Below are 19,435 nucleotides of genomic sequence, written 5' to 3'. Positions count from 1 at the left end.
CATTACCCATCCGGAATACTTGAATAAGGTGTTCTTTTTATCATTCTCATTCCATGTTACGGAATACCAATAAGTACCTGTCGCTACTTTTTTTCCTGCGATGGTTTCCGTCCCATTTATAACCGTTAAACTTATCTGCCTGGAAAATTTTTGTTCCGTATCTGTCAAAAATATTGAATACTAAATTTTGCTTGCTTCCCAATGCAGAATAATCGATAACATCATTAATACCATCTCCGTTTGGCGTAATTACATTCACCAAGTTCGGAACAACAATCGTAATATCAATAGGATCACAATCGTACGCATCTTTCACCAAAATATGACTGTCACCACGAGGAATATTAGTAAATGCATTAGAATCCTGCCAGTTAATTCCATCTATCGAATATTTATAAGGTGGCGTTCCTCCGGTAACATTTACCGTAAAACTATTATTCGAAATATCAACGTTTGAAATTACAGGCTGCTCGGAAGCATACACTTTTACGTCTTGTTTTGTGATACATTCTCCTGTTTTAAGTTTAACCCAATATGTTCCGACTCCTACATTATTAATTACCTGAGTCGTTGCTCCTGTACTCCATTCGTAGCTTGTAAAACCGGGACCGGCATCTAATGTGGTCTTATCTTCCATACAGATTATTTTATCTTCCAGAATACTTGAATATACCGGAGCAAGCACAATTAAAGTCACTTTGGCGATAGCATAACAGCCGTTCCCATTAAATACTTTTATAAAAATCACGCCGTTTGGAGCGATATAAGCTGTCGGAGTAGGAATTTCATTTGTTCCGTTCTCTGCATCTGCTAAAGACGGATAATATTTTTTAGTTCCTGTTTGTGTTGTAACCTGCGCAAGGGTAAGGTTGAATGACGCTGTCGAAGGTTTTGATTCAATAAAACATGATCTCAAAGTTGCCTCATTGACAATAACTACCGGATAAAATTTTAATGAAATTTCGGCAACTGCCTTACATCCGTATTGAGAAGTAATACTCACATACACTGTACCTTCTGCAGATACAAAAGCTGCAGGATTGATAATTTCATTAATTCCGGCATTAAGATCACCCAATGAATTATAATATTTTTTAACCGCCGTAGGATCGGCAAATACCGCCGCAGAAGTAAGATCAAATGTTCCCACCCCCGCATTGTTATTATTACAACTGTATAGAATAACATTATTTCCCGAAATATTTCCATGTTTAAATTTAAAAGAACCGACCTGTTTACAAGAATTTATAGGATTATTCGGATTGGCAGGATCTTCATAATGTATGCTGTAATAGTACGTAGAAGTTGTATTAACTGTTTGAGGTGCTAAAATAGGATTTGCTCCCGAAAGCGCATCATTCTGAGAAGTATGATAGCTTATTACAAAATTAGCGTTACCATTCAGAATACCCGCAGACAACGTATTAAAATTAAAAATCATAGGATCTTCGCAAACAATTATTTCCCTTGGATCTGCAGGATTTGCAGCAGGAACTCCCGGTACAATAAACGGCTGAGTCTGTATAGTAGGATTCGTAAATGGTGAAGCCAAAGTAGCCGTTCCTCCCCAAGTTAAAGAAAATGGAGCCAATGTAGGATTAAATACATCAACCCAGTTATCTATATACAAATAATAAGTTTGTCCCGGTAAAACATCCAGATATTTACAGTAAGGCGTCAATGAACCTCCTGCAGCACTTATAATGGTGCTCGTCATATTGAGTCCGGTTGCGGCTCCCACTCCGATCACGGTTGCAGCGTTACATCGTATTGCTGCACCTAAACTTCCGCAGGTAACATTCGGGCCGTAAACTGCCCAGTCATAATCTGCATTCGGATCGCTTGGAGTAAGATCAAAAGTAAGGGTTCCGCCGGTTGCGATGGTAATTTTGTACCATATCGAATTATGTTCACCCGAGATGAGACATCCTCCCAAATTTTCATTAACTGCGCCAATTCCCGATGGAGAATAAGTAATATTAGAATTTCCGCAAACCGTAAGTGCAGTAGAACAATCTGCCTGAGAAAAAAGAGTTCCCGATAAAAGCAACAAAAAAAGTAGTAGATGTTTTTTCATATCCTTTCATTTTGATTATTAATTTAGTAATGTAACTGTGTGTATATCAAATGTAAACATTTTACATCAAAAATAACTTATCTAAGAAAGAATAATTCAATAAAAAAGGAAAAATAGTATAATTTTAATAACAAATCACTTTATACTTGTCATATTTCCGCAAAGATTTTCTAAATGAAAGATTTTATGAAACGGACTTTTCACTTCATTCAAATGTTCTTTATCCTGAATAAAAGTGTATCGGGAAGCAAGAGAATTCATGTCTGAAACAATAACCAGCCAACATTCATCAACCGTATTGTCGTAGTAAGGAAATTTCTCGTTTTTCTTTTCAATTAGCTCTAAAATTTTCTCCGAACAAAGCTCATCAAACAGATTCATATTATATTCATGAGTGATGAAAACATTTCTGCGATGGGAAGATTTTCTAATGCTTTTCACATATCCCACAGGTTTTCCTTTTTTAATGCTTTTATAGATATTCAGAATAATTTCTTCATGACTTTCCAGCGTATCCATTTTAATATTCGGGAAGAATTCTAAAAAATAAACACCACGATATTTCGTAGTGTCCTCTTGTTCTAATAATATTTCAGCCTGACGGAAAATCTTGTTCAAATTGCTTTCAACCTTTTTCATTTCCAGATGGTTAATGACTTCAGTTAATTCTATTCCGATCTTTTTGTCGTTGAATTTGGCGATAAAGTCTGGACTTTCGCAGGTAAGGTTTTCAAATTGTACGTCCGGAAAATGGTGCATAAAAGAATTGAGGAGTAAAATCTCAGCTTTCTTCTTATATTTTTCACGGTCATGAAGCGGAGATTCATCTATTTTACGATGATACTTCTCCATCGGCTTTTTTTTCAAATGTCGATTCAGGTGATATAAGCTTAGATTTTTAATTAAATCTTCATCAGAAAATGCCTTTTTCATTTGTTAATTTTTATTATCGTTATGGCACGCATAAAACCTATGGTTTCACATCACGAAAGTTTTGATTTTCAAAATTTTACCTATTAAAGGTAAACAAAAAAAAGGCGTGAAATCTATTTTTAATGTTAATTTATAAAATAATTAATCTGGAGTTTATTTTCATAATCGATACCTTTGGTTTCATTATAAAACTCTTATGTATGGATTTTAAAAATTTTAAAGTACCCTTTAGTGTAAATCCACAATATTCTAAAAAAGTAGCCTATTTCTCGATGGAATTTGCCATTGAGCAGGTTTTAAAAATATATTCGGGAGGTTTGGGATTCTTGGCAGGTTCTCACATGAGAAGCGCTTACAACCTGAAACAGGATCTTATCGGAATCGGAATTCTCTGGAAATTCGGTTACTACGATCAGGCAAGAAATCACGATCAGACTTTACAACCGACATGGACAAGAAAGATGTACAGCTTTCTGGAAGATACAGGGATAAAATTTCAGATTGAAATTCACAGTGCGCCGGTTTGGGTGAAGGTATATTACCTTGATCCTGAAATTTTTCACACCGCTCCGATGTTTTTTCTTTCGACGGATGTTCCTGAAAATGATCATGTTTCAAAGACAATTTCCCATAAACTCTATGATGCCAACGAATCTACAAAACTGGCGCAATACATTTTACTGGGAAAAGGCGGTGCAAAATTACTGGATGAAATAAATGCTGAAAGAGATATTTATCATTTAAATGAAGCTCACGGACTTCCTGCTGCTTTTCATTTGTTGAAAAAATATAATGGAGATCTGAATAAAGTTAAGGAAAAACTGGTTTTCACGACCCACACTCCTGAAGAAGCCGGAAATGAAAAGCATAACTTAAAACTGTGCTACGACATGTCTTATTTTTCAGGTTTCAGCATGGAAGATGTGAAAAACATTGAAGGTACAGATGAAGAACGTTTCAATCACTCGCTTTGTGCTTTGAAAATGGCAAGAATTGCCAATGGAGTTTCCCAACTTCACGGTGTCGTTTCACGAGCGATGTGGAGCAAATATCCGGGAATTTGTGAAATTACTTCCATTACCAACGCTCAGGAATTTAAATATTGGTCGGATAAACCGCTTTACAATGCGAAAGATGAAAATGATGAAACTGTTTTCGATTACCGTAAAAAACATTTAAAAAAGAGATTATTCAAGATTGTAGCCGATCAGACGGGAAATTTATTTAATCCGAATATTTTTACGATTGTCTGGGCGAGAAGATTTGCGGGTTACAAACGCGCCGATTTGCTTTTACACGACAAAGACCGATTTTATAAATTATTAAACCATCCGAAATATCCTGTACAAATTATCTGGGCAGGAAAACCCTATCCGATGGATTATTCTGCGATCTCCACATTCAATTTATTGGTTGAAGAAAGCAAAAATCATAAAAATATGGCAGTTCTTACAGGGTATGAATTGTCATTAAGCAAGTCTTTAAAACAAGGTTCAGATCTTTGGTTGAACAATCCGAGAGTTCCGAGAGAAGCTTCAGGAACTTCGGGAATGACCGCCGCAATGAACGGTTCGGTGAATCTTTCGACAGATGATGGATGGATTCCTGAATTTGCAAAACACGGCGAAAATTCTTTCGTGGTTCCAAATGCAGATTATCACAATATGAGTATTTACGAGCAGGATAATTATGATTTAAACAAATTATATGAAATCCTTGAAAACGAAATTCTTCCGGCTTATTACGACAATCCAACTCAGTGGAGAAAAGTGCAGTATAACTCGATGAATGATGTGAAAGACCAATTCAACAGTGATAGAATGGCGGATGAGTACTATAGAATTATGTATAATCATAAAGATTAATTGCGAAGAAAATCTTCATTTAAAATAACAAAATCGGTTTGAAAAAATTTTCAGACCGATTTTATCTTTATGTATTAATCAATTTTTCTTTTTGGGTGTTTTCAACCCTTTTTCTCTGGCTTCAGAAATACCGATGGCAACTGCCTGTTTTCTGCTTTTCACTTTTTTCTCCGGAGGAAGATTTCAACTTTCCTTCCTTGAATTCGTGCATTACTTTTCCTACTTTGTCCTGAGCTTTTTCCGAATATTTTGTCTTGCTCATGATGGTGATTTTTTAAGATTTTGGTAAGGAAACTCCTAATTCATAAACTTTAGCGTGCTTCAAATATTTTGAACGCTCTCTCGATGTCACCGATTCCAAATGGTCATTTTTCAACACAATGATCGGGTCTTCTATATTTTCTATTTCAAAATTGGCAAAATATCGCTCATCCGGACTTGTTTTATCATTACTCGCTTTTATTTTCTGGAGTTCATCGGCATATTTTCTAAATCCCGGATTTGATGAATGGATAAATTTATACTCGTCACCTGCATCCACAAAAAAATGAAGTTTTTTATCTATTAAACCTGCATCCTGACAAATTTCAGGATTGTCATTTCCGTCTTTAAAACCTACTTCCACCAAATTTCCATCTTTTTTCTGAGCACATTCTTCAGCATCTTTAAAACTTGAAAATCCGGTATATACGATCTGATCGTCGAGAACGTAACGATTCAGCTTTTGGTTAAAGGCATTCGTTTCCATAATTATTATTTGATTGATTATTCTTAATGACATTCAATTTTGTTGCCAAATTATATTCCATTAAAAAATATCACCATTGTATGATATTTTTCATTACTTTAGAGCCTTAATTTTAAAAAATTATAATCACTATGAAAAATCTAAAAAAAATCTCAAGAGAACAATTAAAAGAAGTAATAGGTGGAGCTCTACCAGGAATGAAAAGATGTTATGATGAAACAACTTGCCAAGTTACAATTTACTATGCTCTAAGTGTAATAAACAGTCCTTGTGCTACAGATTTACCTGTATGTCTTCCTCCACAGCCTTAAAATCTTAAAAACGATTAAATAAAGCAGAATTCGTAAGAGTTCTGTTTTTTTTTATTTATGCTAAAATATTATCAAGAATTATTAAATTTGACTCCATTAAAATTAGAAATGAAAAAATTCTTACTAACGCTAACAGTAGCAGCTGCATTTCAAAGTTTATCCGCTCAGGAGATCACTTTAGATAAAATATATTCAGGATATTACCGTGGAAAAGGCATTGCCGGAATCACTTCCATGAAAAACGGTGAAAACTATTTGGTTATCGAACAAGGTGGAATCGCAAAATATTCTTACAAAACTTCTCAAAAAGAAGGAAACCTTGTAGACGGACAATTTCAAAGCTATGAATTTTCTGATGACGAGTCTAAAATCCTTTTGCTAAAAGACAGCCAGCCGATTTACAGACATTCTTTCTTAGGGAAATATGATGTTAAAGATTTAAAATCAGGAAAAACAATCAGTCTAAATGAAGGAAAATCTGTTCAGGAAACCGAGATTTTCTCCTGATGCGACGAAAATTTCTTTCATTGTTGATAATAATTTATTCTACCAAGATTTAAATTCAGGAAAAATCACTCAAATAACTGAACAAGGCGTTAAAAATAAAATCTTAAACGGTCTTGCAGACTGGGTATATGAAGAAGAATTTGGGCATGCAAGGTTGTATGAATGGACGAAAAACTCTGACGCGATTCTTTTCGTAACATTAGACGAAACTGAAGTTCCGGAAATCTACATTCCGATTTACGGGAAAACGCTTTATCCAAGTGAAATGCGTTACAAATACCCAAAAGCAGGAGAAAAAAACTCTGTGGCTTCAGCGCATATTTATCAATTAAGTGATGGTAAAAAAACGAAAGTTAATTTAGATAATTTCAAAAATTATTATATTCCAAACGTTATTCAGACGGCAAAACCGGACGAAATTGTTTTGATCACTTCAGACAGAATCCAAAATGCTTCTGATGTTTTAAAAGTGAATACAAAAACAGGAGCTGTTCAGAAATTATTCACAGAAACTGACGAAAAATGGATCGATACAGACAGTCCGACCTTAGAATTTTTAGATGATAATTCTTTCCTTTGGGGTTCTGAGAGAGACGGAAACCGCCATTTGTACTGGTACGACAAAGATGGAAAGCTGAAAAAGCAAATCACAAAAGGAAACTGGGAAGTAACCGATTATTATGGATTTAATCCTAAATCTAAAGAAATTTACGTTCAGACAACAGAAAAAGGAAGCATCAATAAAGTAGTTTCTAAAATCAATATCGAAAACGGAAAATCTCAGCTGATCTCCAACGCAGACGGAAACAATTCTGCAAGTTTCAGCAAAAACTATAATTATTTCATCGAAACATCTTCTACCGCAGCAAAACCTTACACTTATGTTTTAAAAGACGGAAACGGCAAAGTGGTAAAAGAGCTTCAGAATAACAACGAACAGCTTCAAAAATTTAAGACTGATAATTTTGTTGCAAAAGAATTCATCACCATTCCAAACGATGCGGGAGATCAGATGAATGCTTGGATTATTAAGCCTAAAAACTTTGATCCGAACAAGAAATATCCATTATTCATGTTCCAATATTCAGGTCCTGGTTCTCAACAGGTTTCAAATTCTTGGGACAACGGAAACGGAACTTGGTTTGAAATGTTGGCGCAAAAAGGGTATGTTGTAGCTTGTGTTGACGGACGTGGAACGGGTTATAAAGGAACTAAATTCAAGAAAGTGACTTATATGAATTTAGGAAAATACGAAATCGAAGATCAGATTACCGCTGCAAAATGGTTCGGAAACCAATCATACATCGATAAATCAAGAATTGGAATGTTCGGATGGAGTTTCGGAGGTTATATGACGAGCTTGGCGATGACGAAAGGAGCTGATGTTTTCAAAATGGGAATCGCAGTGGCGCCGGTTACCAACTGGAGATATTATGATTCGGTTTATACGGAAAGATTCATGAGAACACCTCAGGAAAATGCCGATGGATACGATAAAAACTCTCCTACTGAATATGCAAATTTATTGAAAGGAAAATTCTTATTAATCCATGGAACTGCCGATGATAACGTACATTTCCAAAATTCTATGGAATTCTCAGAAGCTTTGATTCAAAATAAAAAACAGTTTGATTTCATGGCTTATCCTGACAAAAACCACGGAATTTACGGTGGACAGACAAGACCGCAATTGTATCAGAAAATGACTGATTTTATTTTGAATAATTTGTAAAAGTTCAATCAAAATTTAACCATAAAAAAATCCGAATCTTATGTATGAGATTCGGATTTTTATTTTCTTGTTTTCCATTCTTCAGGATCTCTGGAAGTGTGGAAAACGGAATATATTTCAATTATATTTTTCTCTTCATTATAAAAATAATGAATTCCGTAGGGAAACTTCTTGAGGAATACAATTCTGTTATGGTCATATCTAAGTTCAAACGACAAAGGATTTTCTTTAATAAAATTGATTTTCAAACGAAATTCTTTAATAAAATTGTTTCCTAGTTTTTTATCAATTTTCTTGTACCAATCGTTGATTGCCTTTAAATCATTTTTAACAAAATGGCTATAAATTAATTTAATCCCCACTTTCTAAATCATTTAAATAGTCATCCATTTCAGATTCAGAAACAAAACTTTGAGGATTATTTTGTGCATATTCCATCCTCCTTTTTGTCTCTTCTTTCTGCCATTCCGGAACTTCATATTGTTTTCCTTTAAAATGTTTATGCTTCAAAAAGTCGATAAAATCATTCACTTCTTCGTAAAAATTTTCGGGAAGTGTTTTGATATTATTTTCTAAATCTTTTAATGTAATTTCCATTTTTCTCACCTTTATTTTATCAAAGTTAGTAAAATTCAATTATTATTTTTAAAATTCTATATTTGTGAAATTTGAAATTTATCAACTATGAAGACTAAACATCCTAAAGGGTTGCCTTTCCTCTTCTTTACTGAAATGTGGGAGCGTTTCGGGTACTATTTAATTCTCGGAATTTTTGTTCTTTACGTCATAGAACCAACCGGAATGAAGGGCGGTCTCGGACTTCCTGATAAAACTGCAGACGACATTTTCGGTACGTATATCGCGTTGACTTATTTGACACCTTTTATTGGCGGATTTTTGGCGGACAGAGTTTTAGGGTATATCAAATCCATTTATTTAGGTGGAGTTTTAATGGCAGCCGGATATATCGGGATGGGTATTTTCAAAGATCTTACTCTATTTTATTCTTCGTTAGCATTAATTATTATCGGAAACGGTTTCTTTAAACCGACAATTTCTACCTTATTAGGAAATCTGTATTCCGAAGAACCTTATAAAGCAAATAAAGATTCGGGGTACAATATTTTCTACATGGGAATCAATATTGGAGCGTTTATTTGTAATATTATTGCCGCTTTTATGCGAAATAAATTCGGTTGGGGTGAAGCTTTTATTACCGCCGGAGTCGGAATGTTGATTGGAATGGTCATTTTTACGATTGGTAGAAAGCACTACATTCATGCAGCTCAGATGAAACCTGTACAGGAAGGCGATACAAAGCTTTCTGAAATTATGCTTAAAGTTTTCTTACCAGCAATTATTGCAGGAATTATCGGTTGGTTTATTCCTAAAAATATTTTTGGAAGTGACAGTACGGATGCGTTTATTTTTGCATGTATTCCTGTAATTTATTTTTATGCTTCTCTTTATTTTAAAGCAAAACCGGAAGAGAAATCATCCATCGGAGCTTTGTTATCGGTGTTTTTAATCAGTATGTTTTTCTGGGCAGTTTTCAAGCAAAACGGTACCGCTTTAACGAGATGGGCAAATTATTACACCGACAGAAGTGTTCCTGCCTCAATGGAAAAACCTCTGGAAGGAATTTACATGGTGGAAGGAAAAAGCTATGAAAATAAAGAAGTTCCTGTTTACGACGATCAATATCAATCTCAAAAAGATAAAGACGGAAAACCTATTAAACAAACCGGAAAAGACATCTATTTCAAGAATATTTCTCCTGAACAAAAAGCCAGATTAGAGAAAAATCCGGAAAGCAAAACTTATTTGTACAATACAGAATTATTCCAGTCGATCAATCCGTTTTGGGTCATTGCTTTGACACCTATTATTGTGGGGTTCTGGGCTTTATTAAGAAGAAAAGGCAAAGAACCTTTGACGCCTACGAAAATTGTCTTGGGATTATTTATTTCGGGATTATCCTGTTTGGTGATGGTTTTAGCAGTTTGGGCGGGAGATAACGGCGCTATAAAAGTTTCGCCTTGGTGGCTGGTTGCAAGTTATGGTGTCATAACAGTCGGGGAATTATGCCTTTCGCCGATGGGACTTTCTTTTGTTTCAAAACTTTCTCCTGCAAGAATTACAGCCTTAATGATGGGCGGTTTTTTCTTAGCCAATTCAGTCGGGAACAAACTTTCCGGAATTTTGGCAAGCACATGGTACAGCTATGATAACAAAATGAATTATTTCCTTGTAAACTTCGGATTGTTGATATTTGCTACCCTTTTAGGTTTATCAATGTTGAAAAGATTAAACAAAATCATGAAAGAAAAAGGGCATTAATCCTCAATTTTCATAAAGAATATGAAGCTGTAGAATTGTTCTGCAGCTTTTTTATTTAAAAAAAAAATTAAAACCTTGCCGAAAACACAAAAAAAACTATATTTGTCAGTCTTAACAAAAATTAACAATAAAAATGGATAATATTGAAGCATTAAGTCCGAAACCGGATGAATTTGTAGAGGGTAAAGGTTCCAGACATCCAAAAGGATTATGGGTTCTTTTCGGAACAGAAATGTGGGAGCGTTTCAACTTTTATGGGATGAGAGCACTTTTGACGCTCTTTATGGTAAATTCCCTATTAATAAAAGAAGCTGATGCAGCAATCATCTATGGTGGATTTTTAGCTTTATGTTATCTTACTCCTCTTTTGGGAGGTTTCATTGCCGATAAATACATCGGAAACAGAAATGCGATCTTAATTGGAGGATCATTAATGGCGATTGGTCAGTTTTTACTGTTCATCAGTGCGTCATCGTTTTCCGCAGATTTAGGAAGTGCAAAAATGATCATGTGGGGCGCATTATTCGTTATTATTTTTGGTAACGGATTCTTCAAACCCAATATCTCATCAATGGTGGGAAGTCTTTATCCTAAACAGGAAAAGTCTAAATTAGACTCGGCTTTTACGATTTTCTATATGGGAATCAACATTGGTGCATTCTTAGGACAGTTTATTTGTCCATACGTAGGAGATGTGAAAGATGCTACAACGGGAGTAAGAGATATTTTCGCTTTCAAATGGGGATTCTTAGCGGCTTCTATTGCAATGGTAATCGGAACGATCACATTCTTTATTCTTAAAAATAAATACGTAGTAACACCGGAAGGAAGACCTATCGGTGGTTTACCAAAAAATAATACAAGCGCAGATTTTGAAGAAGGTGAAACACAAACAGCAAAATTCACTGGAGCATCATTAGGGATTACAGGAGGTATGTTCGTTGTTTTATTCTTCGTTTTTAGATATTTATTGGTTGGCGAATTCGGATTCAAAGCTGTGGAAATGGGGCAATTAATTAAAGGGGTAATTTATCCTTTCATTTATGCAGCCGGTATTTCTTTGGCATTCTTAATTATGAGTTCTGCCGAAAACAAAATTGAAAGACACAGAATCTGGGTAATCTATATCGTATCATTCTTTATTATTTTCTTCTGGGCAGCTTTTGAGCAGGCAGGATCTTCATTAACGTTTATTGCCGATAACCAGACAGACAGAAATATCTTCGGATGGAATATGCCACCTTCAATGGTTCAGATCTTCAACGGTATTTTCGTTGTTGCTTTGGCAGTTCCTTTCAGTTTATGTTGGGATAAATTAAGAGCAAAAGGTAAAGAGCCGGTTTCTCCTATGAAACAGGCAATTGGTCTTGCTTTAATCGCTTTAAGTTATTTCATCATTGCACACAATGTAAAAGATCTTGGAAATTCAGGATTATTGGCTATCAAATGGTTAATGCTTTTATATTTCATTCAGACTTGTGGTGAGCTTTGTTTATCTCCAATCGGTTTATCGTTGGTTGGTAAATTGGCTCCTAAGAGATTTGCTTCATTATTATACGGAGTTTTCTTCATTTCTAATGCTGCAGGGTATGCTTTGGCAGGTTCATTGGGAGCATTGATTCCGGCTACAGGAGATAAATTCTCTAAAGCACAGGAAATCGGAGTAAATCTTCAAGAAGTTTTAGATAAAAAAGTAACATTAACAGCTGATCAGGCTGCAGCTTTTGAAAAGGCTCAATTACCTTTAGCAAACCCAACTTTTGTAGGATTTGAAATCCACAACTTATTTGAATTCTTCATGGTATTCGTAGTTCTTTGTGGTATTGCTGCTGTTATTTTGGCATTAATTTCACCAATCTTAAAGAAAATGATGCACGGTGTAAACTAATTCACATCAATAAAATATAATTAAAACCTCTGTTAATTCGGAGGTTTTTTTTATTTTCGTGTGATGGAAATTTCCGAAGATTCTTTATTTCAATCAGTAAAAGAGATTATTGCTCATTCGCGCGAAAAAGTTTTTCGAATAGCGAATTCTACTCTATTGCTAACGTATTGGCAAATCGGAAAACTGATTGTTGAAGATGAACAGCAAGGAAAAGAGCGCGCCGAATACGGAAAATACACCTTAAAAAATCTTTCTAAAAAATTGACTCTGGAATTTGGAAAAGGGTTTGATGAAAGCAATCTAAGGAATATGCGATCTTTTTATCATTCATTTCCAATATGTGACGCATTGCGTCATGAATTGAGCTGGACACATTATAGATTATTAATAAGACTTGATAGTTCAGAAAAAATGAATTATTATATTAATGAATCCATCCAAAATAACTGGAATTACAGAGATTTAAAACGACAAATCAATTCCCTTGCTTTCGAAAGAGTTTTAGATCATAAAAAATCACCCACCGAAACCATTCACAGCGTATTAAAAGATCCCTATATCTTTGAATTTCTGGGCTTGAAAACCGACGAAAAAATATCAGAAAAAGATATTGAAACAGCAATTATAGATCATATTCAAAAATTCTTGCTTGAATTCGGAAAAGGTTTTGCCTTCGTCGGCAGGCAACAGCATATTTCTACCGATACTTCAGATTTTTACATCGATCTCGTTTTCTACAATTATATTTTAAAATGTTTTGTCATTATTGATTTAAAAACCGGAGAACTTTCTCATCAGGATATCGGGCAGATCGATATGTATGTCAGAATGTACGACGATCTGAAACGTGGTGAAGGAGACAATCCTACCATCGGGATTTTACTATGTTCTGAAAAAGATGAAACTATCGTAAAATATTCGGTTTTAAACGATAAAAATAATCTTTTTGCCAGCAAATATTTGTTGTACCTTCCGAAAGAAGAAGAATTAAAACAAATCATAGATCAGGATAGAATTCGTTTCGAATTGGATCAGGATGATAATAAAAACGACTTAAATTAAATTCAATCATATACAATTATGAGCTTAACTTTAGATGAAATACAAAATTTCAAAGGAAAATACCCTAGGCAAATCTGGAGCCTTTTTTTCTCTGAAATGTGGGAACGTTTTTGTTTCTACGGAATGCGCGGAATGTTGGTTTTCTTTATGATCTCCCAGCTTAATTTCCACGAAAAAGAAGCCAATTTACAATACGGTGCAACACAGGCATTCGTTTATGCTTTCACTTTTATTGGTGGGTTATTTGCCGATAAAATCTTAGGTTTCAGAAAATCTCTTTTTTGGGGAGGAATTTTAATGATTATCGGAAGTTTAATTCTGGCAACAGATCCTCACAAATTCTTTTTCTTGGGAATCGCATTTACCGTTGTAGGAACAGGTTTCTTCAAGCCCAATATTTCATCAATGGTTGGGCAACTTTATAAACCAAATGATTCAAGAGCCGATGCCGGTTTTTCATTATTTTATGCTGGAATCAATCTTGGAGCTTTGCTTGGTGGATATTTTTGTATTGCCATCGGAAAAGGAGAAATTCTATCAAGTGTAATTTCTGAAGCATCAAGATGGAATGTAGCTTTCGGATTGGCAGCTGTTGTAATGGTGATAAGCTTAATTAATTTTATATTTACTCAAAAAAGATTAGGAACAATCGGTCTTCAACCCGGACATCCAGATCACGAAATAAAATCTGCCCCAATTCCAAAATGGCAGGAATACGGAGTTTATGTTTTATCATTAATCTTCGTTCCGATCATCATGGTAATGGTGGCAAAAACAGAATACACAGATTATTTTATGTGGACAATCGGACCATTAACATTGATCTATTTATTCTACGAAATGACAAAAGTAACGTCTGCGGAGCGTAAAAAACTTTGGGCAGCTTTGGTTTTCATCTTATTCTCAATTCTATTCTGGGGAATCTATGAGCAAAGTGGAGGTTCTTTAAGTATTTTCGCAGCAAAAAATTTAAATAAAGATCTGCTTGGTTTAGATCCGAATGGGGTAAACAATTCCGGAGGTGCATTTTTTATTATTTTCCTTGCTCCGTTACTTGGATTGCTTTGGATTTGGTTAAATAAAAGAAAAGTTGAGCCGAATACAATCATCAAATTCGGATTAGGATTTATTTTCTTGGGACTTGGATATTATGTTTTATTTGCCACAAAACTTTTTGCAAATCTTCAGGGAATTACTTCACTTAATTTCTTTACAATTGCTTTACTGGTCATTACTTTGGGAGAACTTTGTCTCTCTCCTATCGGATTATCGATCATGACGAAGCTTTCGACAAAAAATCTTCAGGGTATGATGATGGGAATGTGGTTTTTGGCTTCAGCTTACGGGCAATATGTTGCAGGAATCATCGGAGCCGGTTTAGCGACGGCAAAAGAAGGCTCTACCAACTATGATGCTTTAATCACTTATACCGATGGATATAAACAATTGGGATTATATGCTGTAATTGCCGGAGTTGTGCTAATTTTGATCTCTCCATTTGTAAAAAAATTAATGCAGGAGGTAAAATAAAGATAAGGAATTGCTTATTTTTACGTAAACGATCAAATCATGAAAAAAATTATAAGCATAATCTGTCTCTTTTTCTTGACTTTCAACTTTGCGCAGGTAAAGTGGATGACGATTGAAGAAGCTTTGAAAGCCCAGAAAGAGAATCCTAAGAAAATATTAATCGATTTTTATGCAGACTGGTGTGGTCCGTGTAAGATTATGGATAAAAAAACTTATGGAAATCAGGTTATTGCTGATATTTTAAATGAAAATTATTATCCTGTAAAATTTAATGCAGAAGAAAAAAATACCTTTGAAATTTTCGGAAGAACATTCTCAAACCCAAATACAGAACAGAAAAAAGGAAGAAACTCATTGCACGAATTCACGCAATATATGAATGTAGGAGCTGTTCCGAGTACTGTTTTTTTGGATGAAAAAGGTGATCAGCTGACAATTTTACAAGGAGAATTATCTGCCAAAGAACTGGAACCTTATTTAGAATTAATTTCAAAAAATTTATTTCGGAAAATAAGAACAAGAGACCAATGGGAAGATTATCAGAAAAAGTTTAAATCGAAAATAAAAGATTAATCTGGATTCGAGTTTCGAATTACGGATTTACAAACTATAATTAAGGCTTTCATTTTTTTGGAAGTCTTTTTTATTTTCCCGAAATTCGGACTTTTATTTTTTCATCCAAAATATCCATTAAAAACTAGAAACCCGCATCCTGAAACCCTAAAAATGAATCTCGAAACCTCCATAGAATACGTAAAAGGAATCGGTCCTGAAAAAGCCAAACTCATCAAAACTGTGTTGGGAATTTCTACTGTGGATGATCTTCTGAACTTTTTCCCACTTCGTTATTTGGATAAAAGCAAGGTTCATAAGGTTTATCAACTTCGAGATGTTACTACTGATGTTCAGTTAAAAGGGAAAATAACGAGCGTTCAGGAAATACAGACCGGAAAGATCAAACGACTTACCGCGAAATTCAATGATGATACAGGAGCAATGGATCTGGTTTGGTTTCAGTATTCAAAATGGCTTAAGGAGCAGCTTCCAATTAATCAGGAAGTTTATATTTTCGGGAAGATCAATGTTTTTAATAATCAATTTTCTATGCCACATCCGGAAATAGAAGTTGAGGAAAAAAAGGATACCGAAAATCGTTTAAAACCCATTTATCCAAGCTCTGAAAAGTTAACGAAAAGAGGGTTGAATCAAAGATTCTTTCAAACTGTTTTAAGAAATATCTGCAAAGAAATCCCGAATCTTCTTCATGAAAATTTCCCGGATTATCTGATGAAAGCTTTTAAATTTTTGTCCAGACAGCATACGTATCTCAACATTCATTTCCCAAAAGATATGGAACATTTTGAGAAGGCAAATTATCGTTTAAAATTTGAAGAATCTTTCTTTTTCCAGTTAGGATATGCTTTAAAAAAGCTTCATCATAAAAGTCATACCGCAGGAAATCCGTTTCCCGTTGTCGGCGATTTTTTTAATGATTTTTATAATAATCATCTTCCGTTTGATTTAACGGGTGCTCAAAAAAGGGTTTTAAAAGAAATCCGTCTGGATATGAAACGACCGATCCAGATGAATCGTTTGCTGCAGGGAGATGTTGGTTCCGGAAAGACAATGGTAGCTTTATTGACGATGCTTATCGCGAAAGACAACGGTTTCCAAAGCTGTCTGATGGCTCCCACGGAAATTCTTGCGCAACAGCATTATAACGGAATTAAAGATTTATTAAATGGAACTGAAGTCAATATTCGTATTCTTACCGGTTCTACCAAAAAATCTGAACGAAAAATCATTCATGAAGAACTCGAAAATGGTGAACTTTCTATTTTGGTGGGAACTCATGCTATTTTGGAAGATAAAGTGAAGTTTAAAAACCTTGGTTTAGCAATCATCGACGAACAACACAGATTTGGTGTTGCGCAGAGAGCTAAACTTTGGGCAAAAAATATAATTCCGCCGCATATTCTGGTAATGACTGCCACTCCGATTCCTAGGACTTTGGCGATGAGCTTTTATTCTGATCTCGATGTTTCTGTGATTGATGAAATGCCGGTCGGAAGAAAACCGATTATTACCGCTCATAGACGAGAAAAAGACAGAGCGTATGTCTATAATTTTTGCCGTGAAGAAATTCAAAAAGGGCGACAGGTTTATTTCGTTTATCCTTTAATTGAAGAATCTGAAACATTAGATTATAAAAATTTAATGGAAGGACTTGAACATGTGATGGAAAATTTCACGCATTACAACGTCACGATGCTTCACGGGAAAATGAAACCCGATGAAAAAGATGCTGCCATGAATTATTTTGCTTCCGGAAAAGCAGAAATAATGGTAGCCACAACGGTAATTGAAGTTGGTGTAAATGTTCCTAATGCTTCGGTAATGGTGATAGAAAGTGCGGAAAGATTCGGCTTATCACAGCTTCATCAGCTTCGTGGCCGTGTCGGTCGTGGCGCTGAACAGAGCTATTGTATTCTGATGACTTCCGATAAATTGTCGAGTGACAGCAGAACGCGCATCAAAACAATGGTTGAGACGAATGACGGATTTAAAATTTCTGAAGTCGATATGCAACTTCGTGGTCCGGGAGATATTCTGGGAACGCAGCAAAGTGGTGTGGTAGATTTTAAAAGGCTTGATCTTGTAAATGACGCGGCGATCATTAAAACAACTAAAAATACGGTAGAAAAGATCCTTGAAGCCGATCCTTTATTATCAAGACCGGATAATCTGATTATTAAAAATTATTATCTGAGAAATTACAACGGGAAAAATAAATGGAGTAAAATTTCATAAAAAAACCGCGAAAAGAATTTAATCTTCACGCGGTTTCCCCCTTATAAAACTGTTTTTTTTGAAGAAATTACTTTGCTTCAGTAAAATAATTTACTCTAATTTTTTGCTTAATATTTTGTGATGTGGTGTTTGGTATGAAAATATCTAAAAATGTGATTTGATTATTAAGCTCAAATAAAGTAAAAAATAACAAAATGAATTATGTTTCCAACTTAATTATTATAAAAACTAACTGAGATTTCACCAAAGGATTTTTTTAATGAAACGAATATATCCTCGGGTTACTTTTTAAGTTTTCATGATTGTACCGTTTTGTTTAAAGATCTTCTTCGCTTTATAATTGGAAATGATATAATTCATTTTGTTTAACTAACATTGTGATTTTATATAATTTAGTTTCTTATCCGAAACAATTATTCCCTATTCATTTATTGTTTTCTATATAATAAATCTGTGTTCCTAATTTTACATTTAAAAATAATTTTTTTGGAAAAAATCCGTTTTATTTTAAATGTTAATTATCACCCTTATGTGAGTATTACCTTACAAATATAAAACATTAATTTCAATTGCAAAATAGTTAATTAACTTTTTTTCACACTTTCATGATAAAATTATTTTTGTTCAGTCCTGAAGTATGATATTGCCAATTAATTGTCATTATTTCGGTAAGCACTTTTTTCAGATCTTTGTAGTTATCAGGCTGTTTCATAAAAATATTTGCTTCTTTTACAAAAACTTCTTCCTCTTCCTCAACCGAAAGACGATCCGAATAAATTGCCGTTACCATATGATCAAACTTAAAATCAGATTTAATCTCAACCAAACATTCTAAACTGCTTTTTGAGGGAATATCATAGTTCATAAATAAAATTTCGGGGATCATTGCCTCTTCGCTGTTCAGGTAATTCATAAGATCTTCACCACTAAAAAATGTCCGAACTTTGATTCCCATTTTCAAATCCTGAAATATATTTTTAAAAAGCACGTGGCTGCCTTCATCAGAATCTGCCAAGATCACATTAACATATTCTTTATTCATACAACCTTACGATATTGCTGATCAAAATGCTGGGTTTTCCTTCTCATCATCACGATTTTCTGAAACTGGGAAGGTGTAATTCCTGTTGTGTTTTTAAATTGAGTGCTTAAATGAGCCACACTGGAATAATTCAGTCGGTGAGCAATTTCCGTAAGATTTTGCTTTTTTCTGATCATCAGTTCTTTCGCATGTTCTATTTTTTGAATAATAATGAAATTTTCTATTGAAGTATACGTAACCTCAGAAAAAAGATTAGACAGATAACCGTAGCTGTGATTCAGTTTTTCTGCAATATAGATCGATGCCTTTACGGGAATAATTTCGTTAGAGAAAACCAATTCTACAATCACATCTTTGATTTTTTGCACCAACGCTGTTTTCTGGCTCTCTATAATTTCTATCCCGTAATCTTCAAGGCTTTTCTTAAAAGTCTTATGCTGTTCTTCCGTAAAAGATTCGTAAAACTCTACTTCACCGACGTTTACCAATCGGTATTTCAAGCCCTGTTCCTTTAGTTTTTCATCCAATATCTTCTTACAAAGCGTATTGAAATCAAATTTCACATACATTTTCATCCTATTAATGTATT

The 19,435-nt window shown here is 34.4% G+C and carries 14 protein-coding genes and 3 pseudogenes; 9 read left to right on the top strand and 8 right to left on the bottom strand.

All coding sequences use genetic code 11. From position 1 onward, the window contains the following. Positions 1-46: 46 nt before the first annotated feature. Both J3D55_RS06430 and J3D55_RS06425 read right to left on the bottom strand, forming a co-directional pair. Complete coding sequence (locus J3D55_RS06430) at positions 47-2,077, bottom strand: FIDD domain-containing protein (RefSeq protein WP_259129357.1); 2,031 nt, start codon at positions 2,075-2,077, stop codon at positions 47-49. 135 nt (positions 2,078-2,212) lie between these two features. Next, a complete protein-coding gene (locus J3D55_RS06425) occupies positions 2,213-3,010 on the bottom strand; it encodes a hypothetical protein (protein WP_259129355.1) in 798 nt (265 codons plus the stop codon). Positions 3,011-3,210: 200 nt separating this feature from the next. Between J3D55_RS06425 and glgP the strand changes: the two genes are divergently transcribed. Then, positions 3,211-4,875 carry an alpha-glucan family phosphorylase gene (gene glgP, locus J3D55_RS06420; protein ID WP_259129353.1) on the top strand — a complete coding sequence of 555 codons (1,665 nt, stop codon included), beginning with the start codon at positions 3,211-3,213 and terminating at the stop codon, positions 4,873-4,875. Between the two features lie 78 nt (positions 4,876-4,953). Here the strand turns inward: glgP and J3D55_RS06415 are convergent. Both J3D55_RS06415 and J3D55_RS06410 read right to left on the bottom strand, forming a co-directional pair. Further along, a pseudogene (locus J3D55_RS06415) lies at positions 4,954-5,086 on the bottom strand (DUF6496 domain-containing protein). A gap of 63 nt (positions 5,087-5,149) precedes the next feature. Beyond that, positions 5,150-5,623 carry a hypothetical protein gene (locus J3D55_RS06410; protein ID WP_259129351.1) on the bottom strand — a complete coding sequence of 158 codons (474 nt, stop codon included), beginning with the start codon at positions 5,621-5,623 and terminating at the stop codon, positions 5,150-5,152. 131 nt (positions 5,624-5,754) lie between these two features. Between J3D55_RS06410 and J3D55_RS06405 the strand changes: the two genes are divergently transcribed. Together J3D55_RS06405 and J3D55_RS06400 are read left to right on the top strand one after the other, a co-directional pair. Then, positions 5,755-5,934: a bacteriocin-like protein gene (locus J3D55_RS06405; RefSeq protein WP_259129349.1), complete on the top strand. Its 180-nt coding sequence runs from the start codon at positions 5,755-5,757 to the stop codon at positions 5,932-5,934. Positions 5,935-6,042: 108 nt separating this feature from the next. Next, a pseudogene (locus J3D55_RS06400) lies at positions 6,043-8,173 on the top strand (S9 family peptidase). A gap of 59 nt (positions 8,174-8,232) precedes the next feature. Here the strand turns inward: J3D55_RS06400 and J3D55_RS06395 are convergent. Further along, complete coding sequence (locus J3D55_RS06395) at positions 8,233-8,535, bottom strand: type II toxin-antitoxin system RelE/ParE family toxin (protein WP_259129347.1); 303 nt, start codon at positions 8,533-8,535, stop codon at positions 8,233-8,235. Next, positions 8,525-8,770 (bottom strand): DUF2281 domain-containing protein, encoded by a 246-nt coding sequence (locus J3D55_RS06390; protein ID WP_259129345.1) that lies wholly within the window; start codon positions 8,768-8,770, stop codon positions 8,525-8,527. The genes J3D55_RS06395 and J3D55_RS06390 overlap by 11 nt, the downstream gene beginning before the upstream one ends. A gap of 87 nt (positions 8,771-8,857) precedes the next feature. Here J3D55_RS06390 and J3D55_RS06385 point away from each other — a divergent pair, with 87 nt between their 5' ends. The 6 genes and pseudogenes from J3D55_RS06385 to recG all read left to right on the top strand — a co-directional run. Beyond that, a complete protein-coding gene (locus J3D55_RS06385; protein ID WP_259129343.1) occupies positions 8,858-10,513 on the top strand; it encodes a peptide MFS transporter in 1,656 nt (551 codons plus the stop codon). Between the two features lie 133 nt (positions 10,514-10,646). Beyond that, positions 10,647-12,401 carry a peptide MFS transporter gene (locus tag J3D55_RS06380; RefSeq protein ID WP_259129341.1) on the top strand — a complete coding sequence of 585 codons (1,755 nt, stop codon included), beginning with the start codon at positions 10,647-10,649 and terminating at the stop codon, positions 12,399-12,401. A 63-nt stretch (positions 12,402-12,464) separates the two neighbouring features. Further along, positions 12,465-13,463 carry a PDDEXK nuclease domain-containing protein gene (locus J3D55_RS06375; RefSeq protein ID WP_259129340.1) on the top strand — a complete coding sequence of 333 codons (999 nt, stop codon included), beginning with the start codon at positions 12,465-12,467 and terminating at the stop codon, positions 13,461-13,463. Between the two features lie 18 nt (positions 13,464-13,481). Further along, positions 13,482-14,993, top strand: a complete 1,512-nt coding sequence (locus J3D55_RS06370; RefSeq protein WP_259129339.1) for a peptide MFS transporter — start codon at positions 13,482-13,484, stop codon at positions 14,991-14,993. Between the two features lie 39 nt (positions 14,994-15,032). Next, on the top strand, positions 15,033-15,566 hold the full coding sequence (locus J3D55_RS06365) for a thioredoxin family protein (protein WP_259129338.1): 534 nt from the start codon (positions 15,033-15,035) through the stop codon (positions 15,564-15,566). 147 nt (positions 15,567-15,713) lie between these two features. Then, positions 15,714-17,804: pseudogene (gene recG, locus J3D55_RS06360) on the top strand (ATP-dependent DNA helicase RecG); the annotation flags it as partial. Positions 17,805-18,399: 595 nt separating this feature from the next. Here recG and J3D55_RS06355 read toward each other — a convergent pair. Further along, positions 18,400-18,846, bottom strand: coding sequence for a response regulator (locus J3D55_RS06355; RefSeq protein ID WP_259129337.1), 447 nt, complete (start codon positions 18,844-18,846; stop codon positions 18,400-18,402). Beyond that, positions 18,843-19,421, bottom strand: coding sequence for a helix-turn-helix domain-containing protein (locus J3D55_RS06350; RefSeq protein WP_259129336.1), 579 nt, complete (start codon positions 19,419-19,421; stop codon positions 18,843-18,845). Before J3D55_RS06350 ends, J3D55_RS06355 begins: the two co-directional genes overlap by 4 nt. Positions 19,422-19,435: the final 14 nt, after the last annotated feature.

The sequence above is a fragment of the Chryseobacterium ginsenosidimutans genome (assembly GCF_024807225.1).
Classification (GTDB): Bacteria; Bacteroidota; Bacteroidia; order Flavobacteriales; family Weeksellaceae; genus Chryseobacterium; species Chryseobacterium ginsenosidimutans.
The sequence above is the reverse complement of the archived record's forward strand: the minus strand, read 5'-3'. Positions and strand labels throughout refer to the sequence as shown.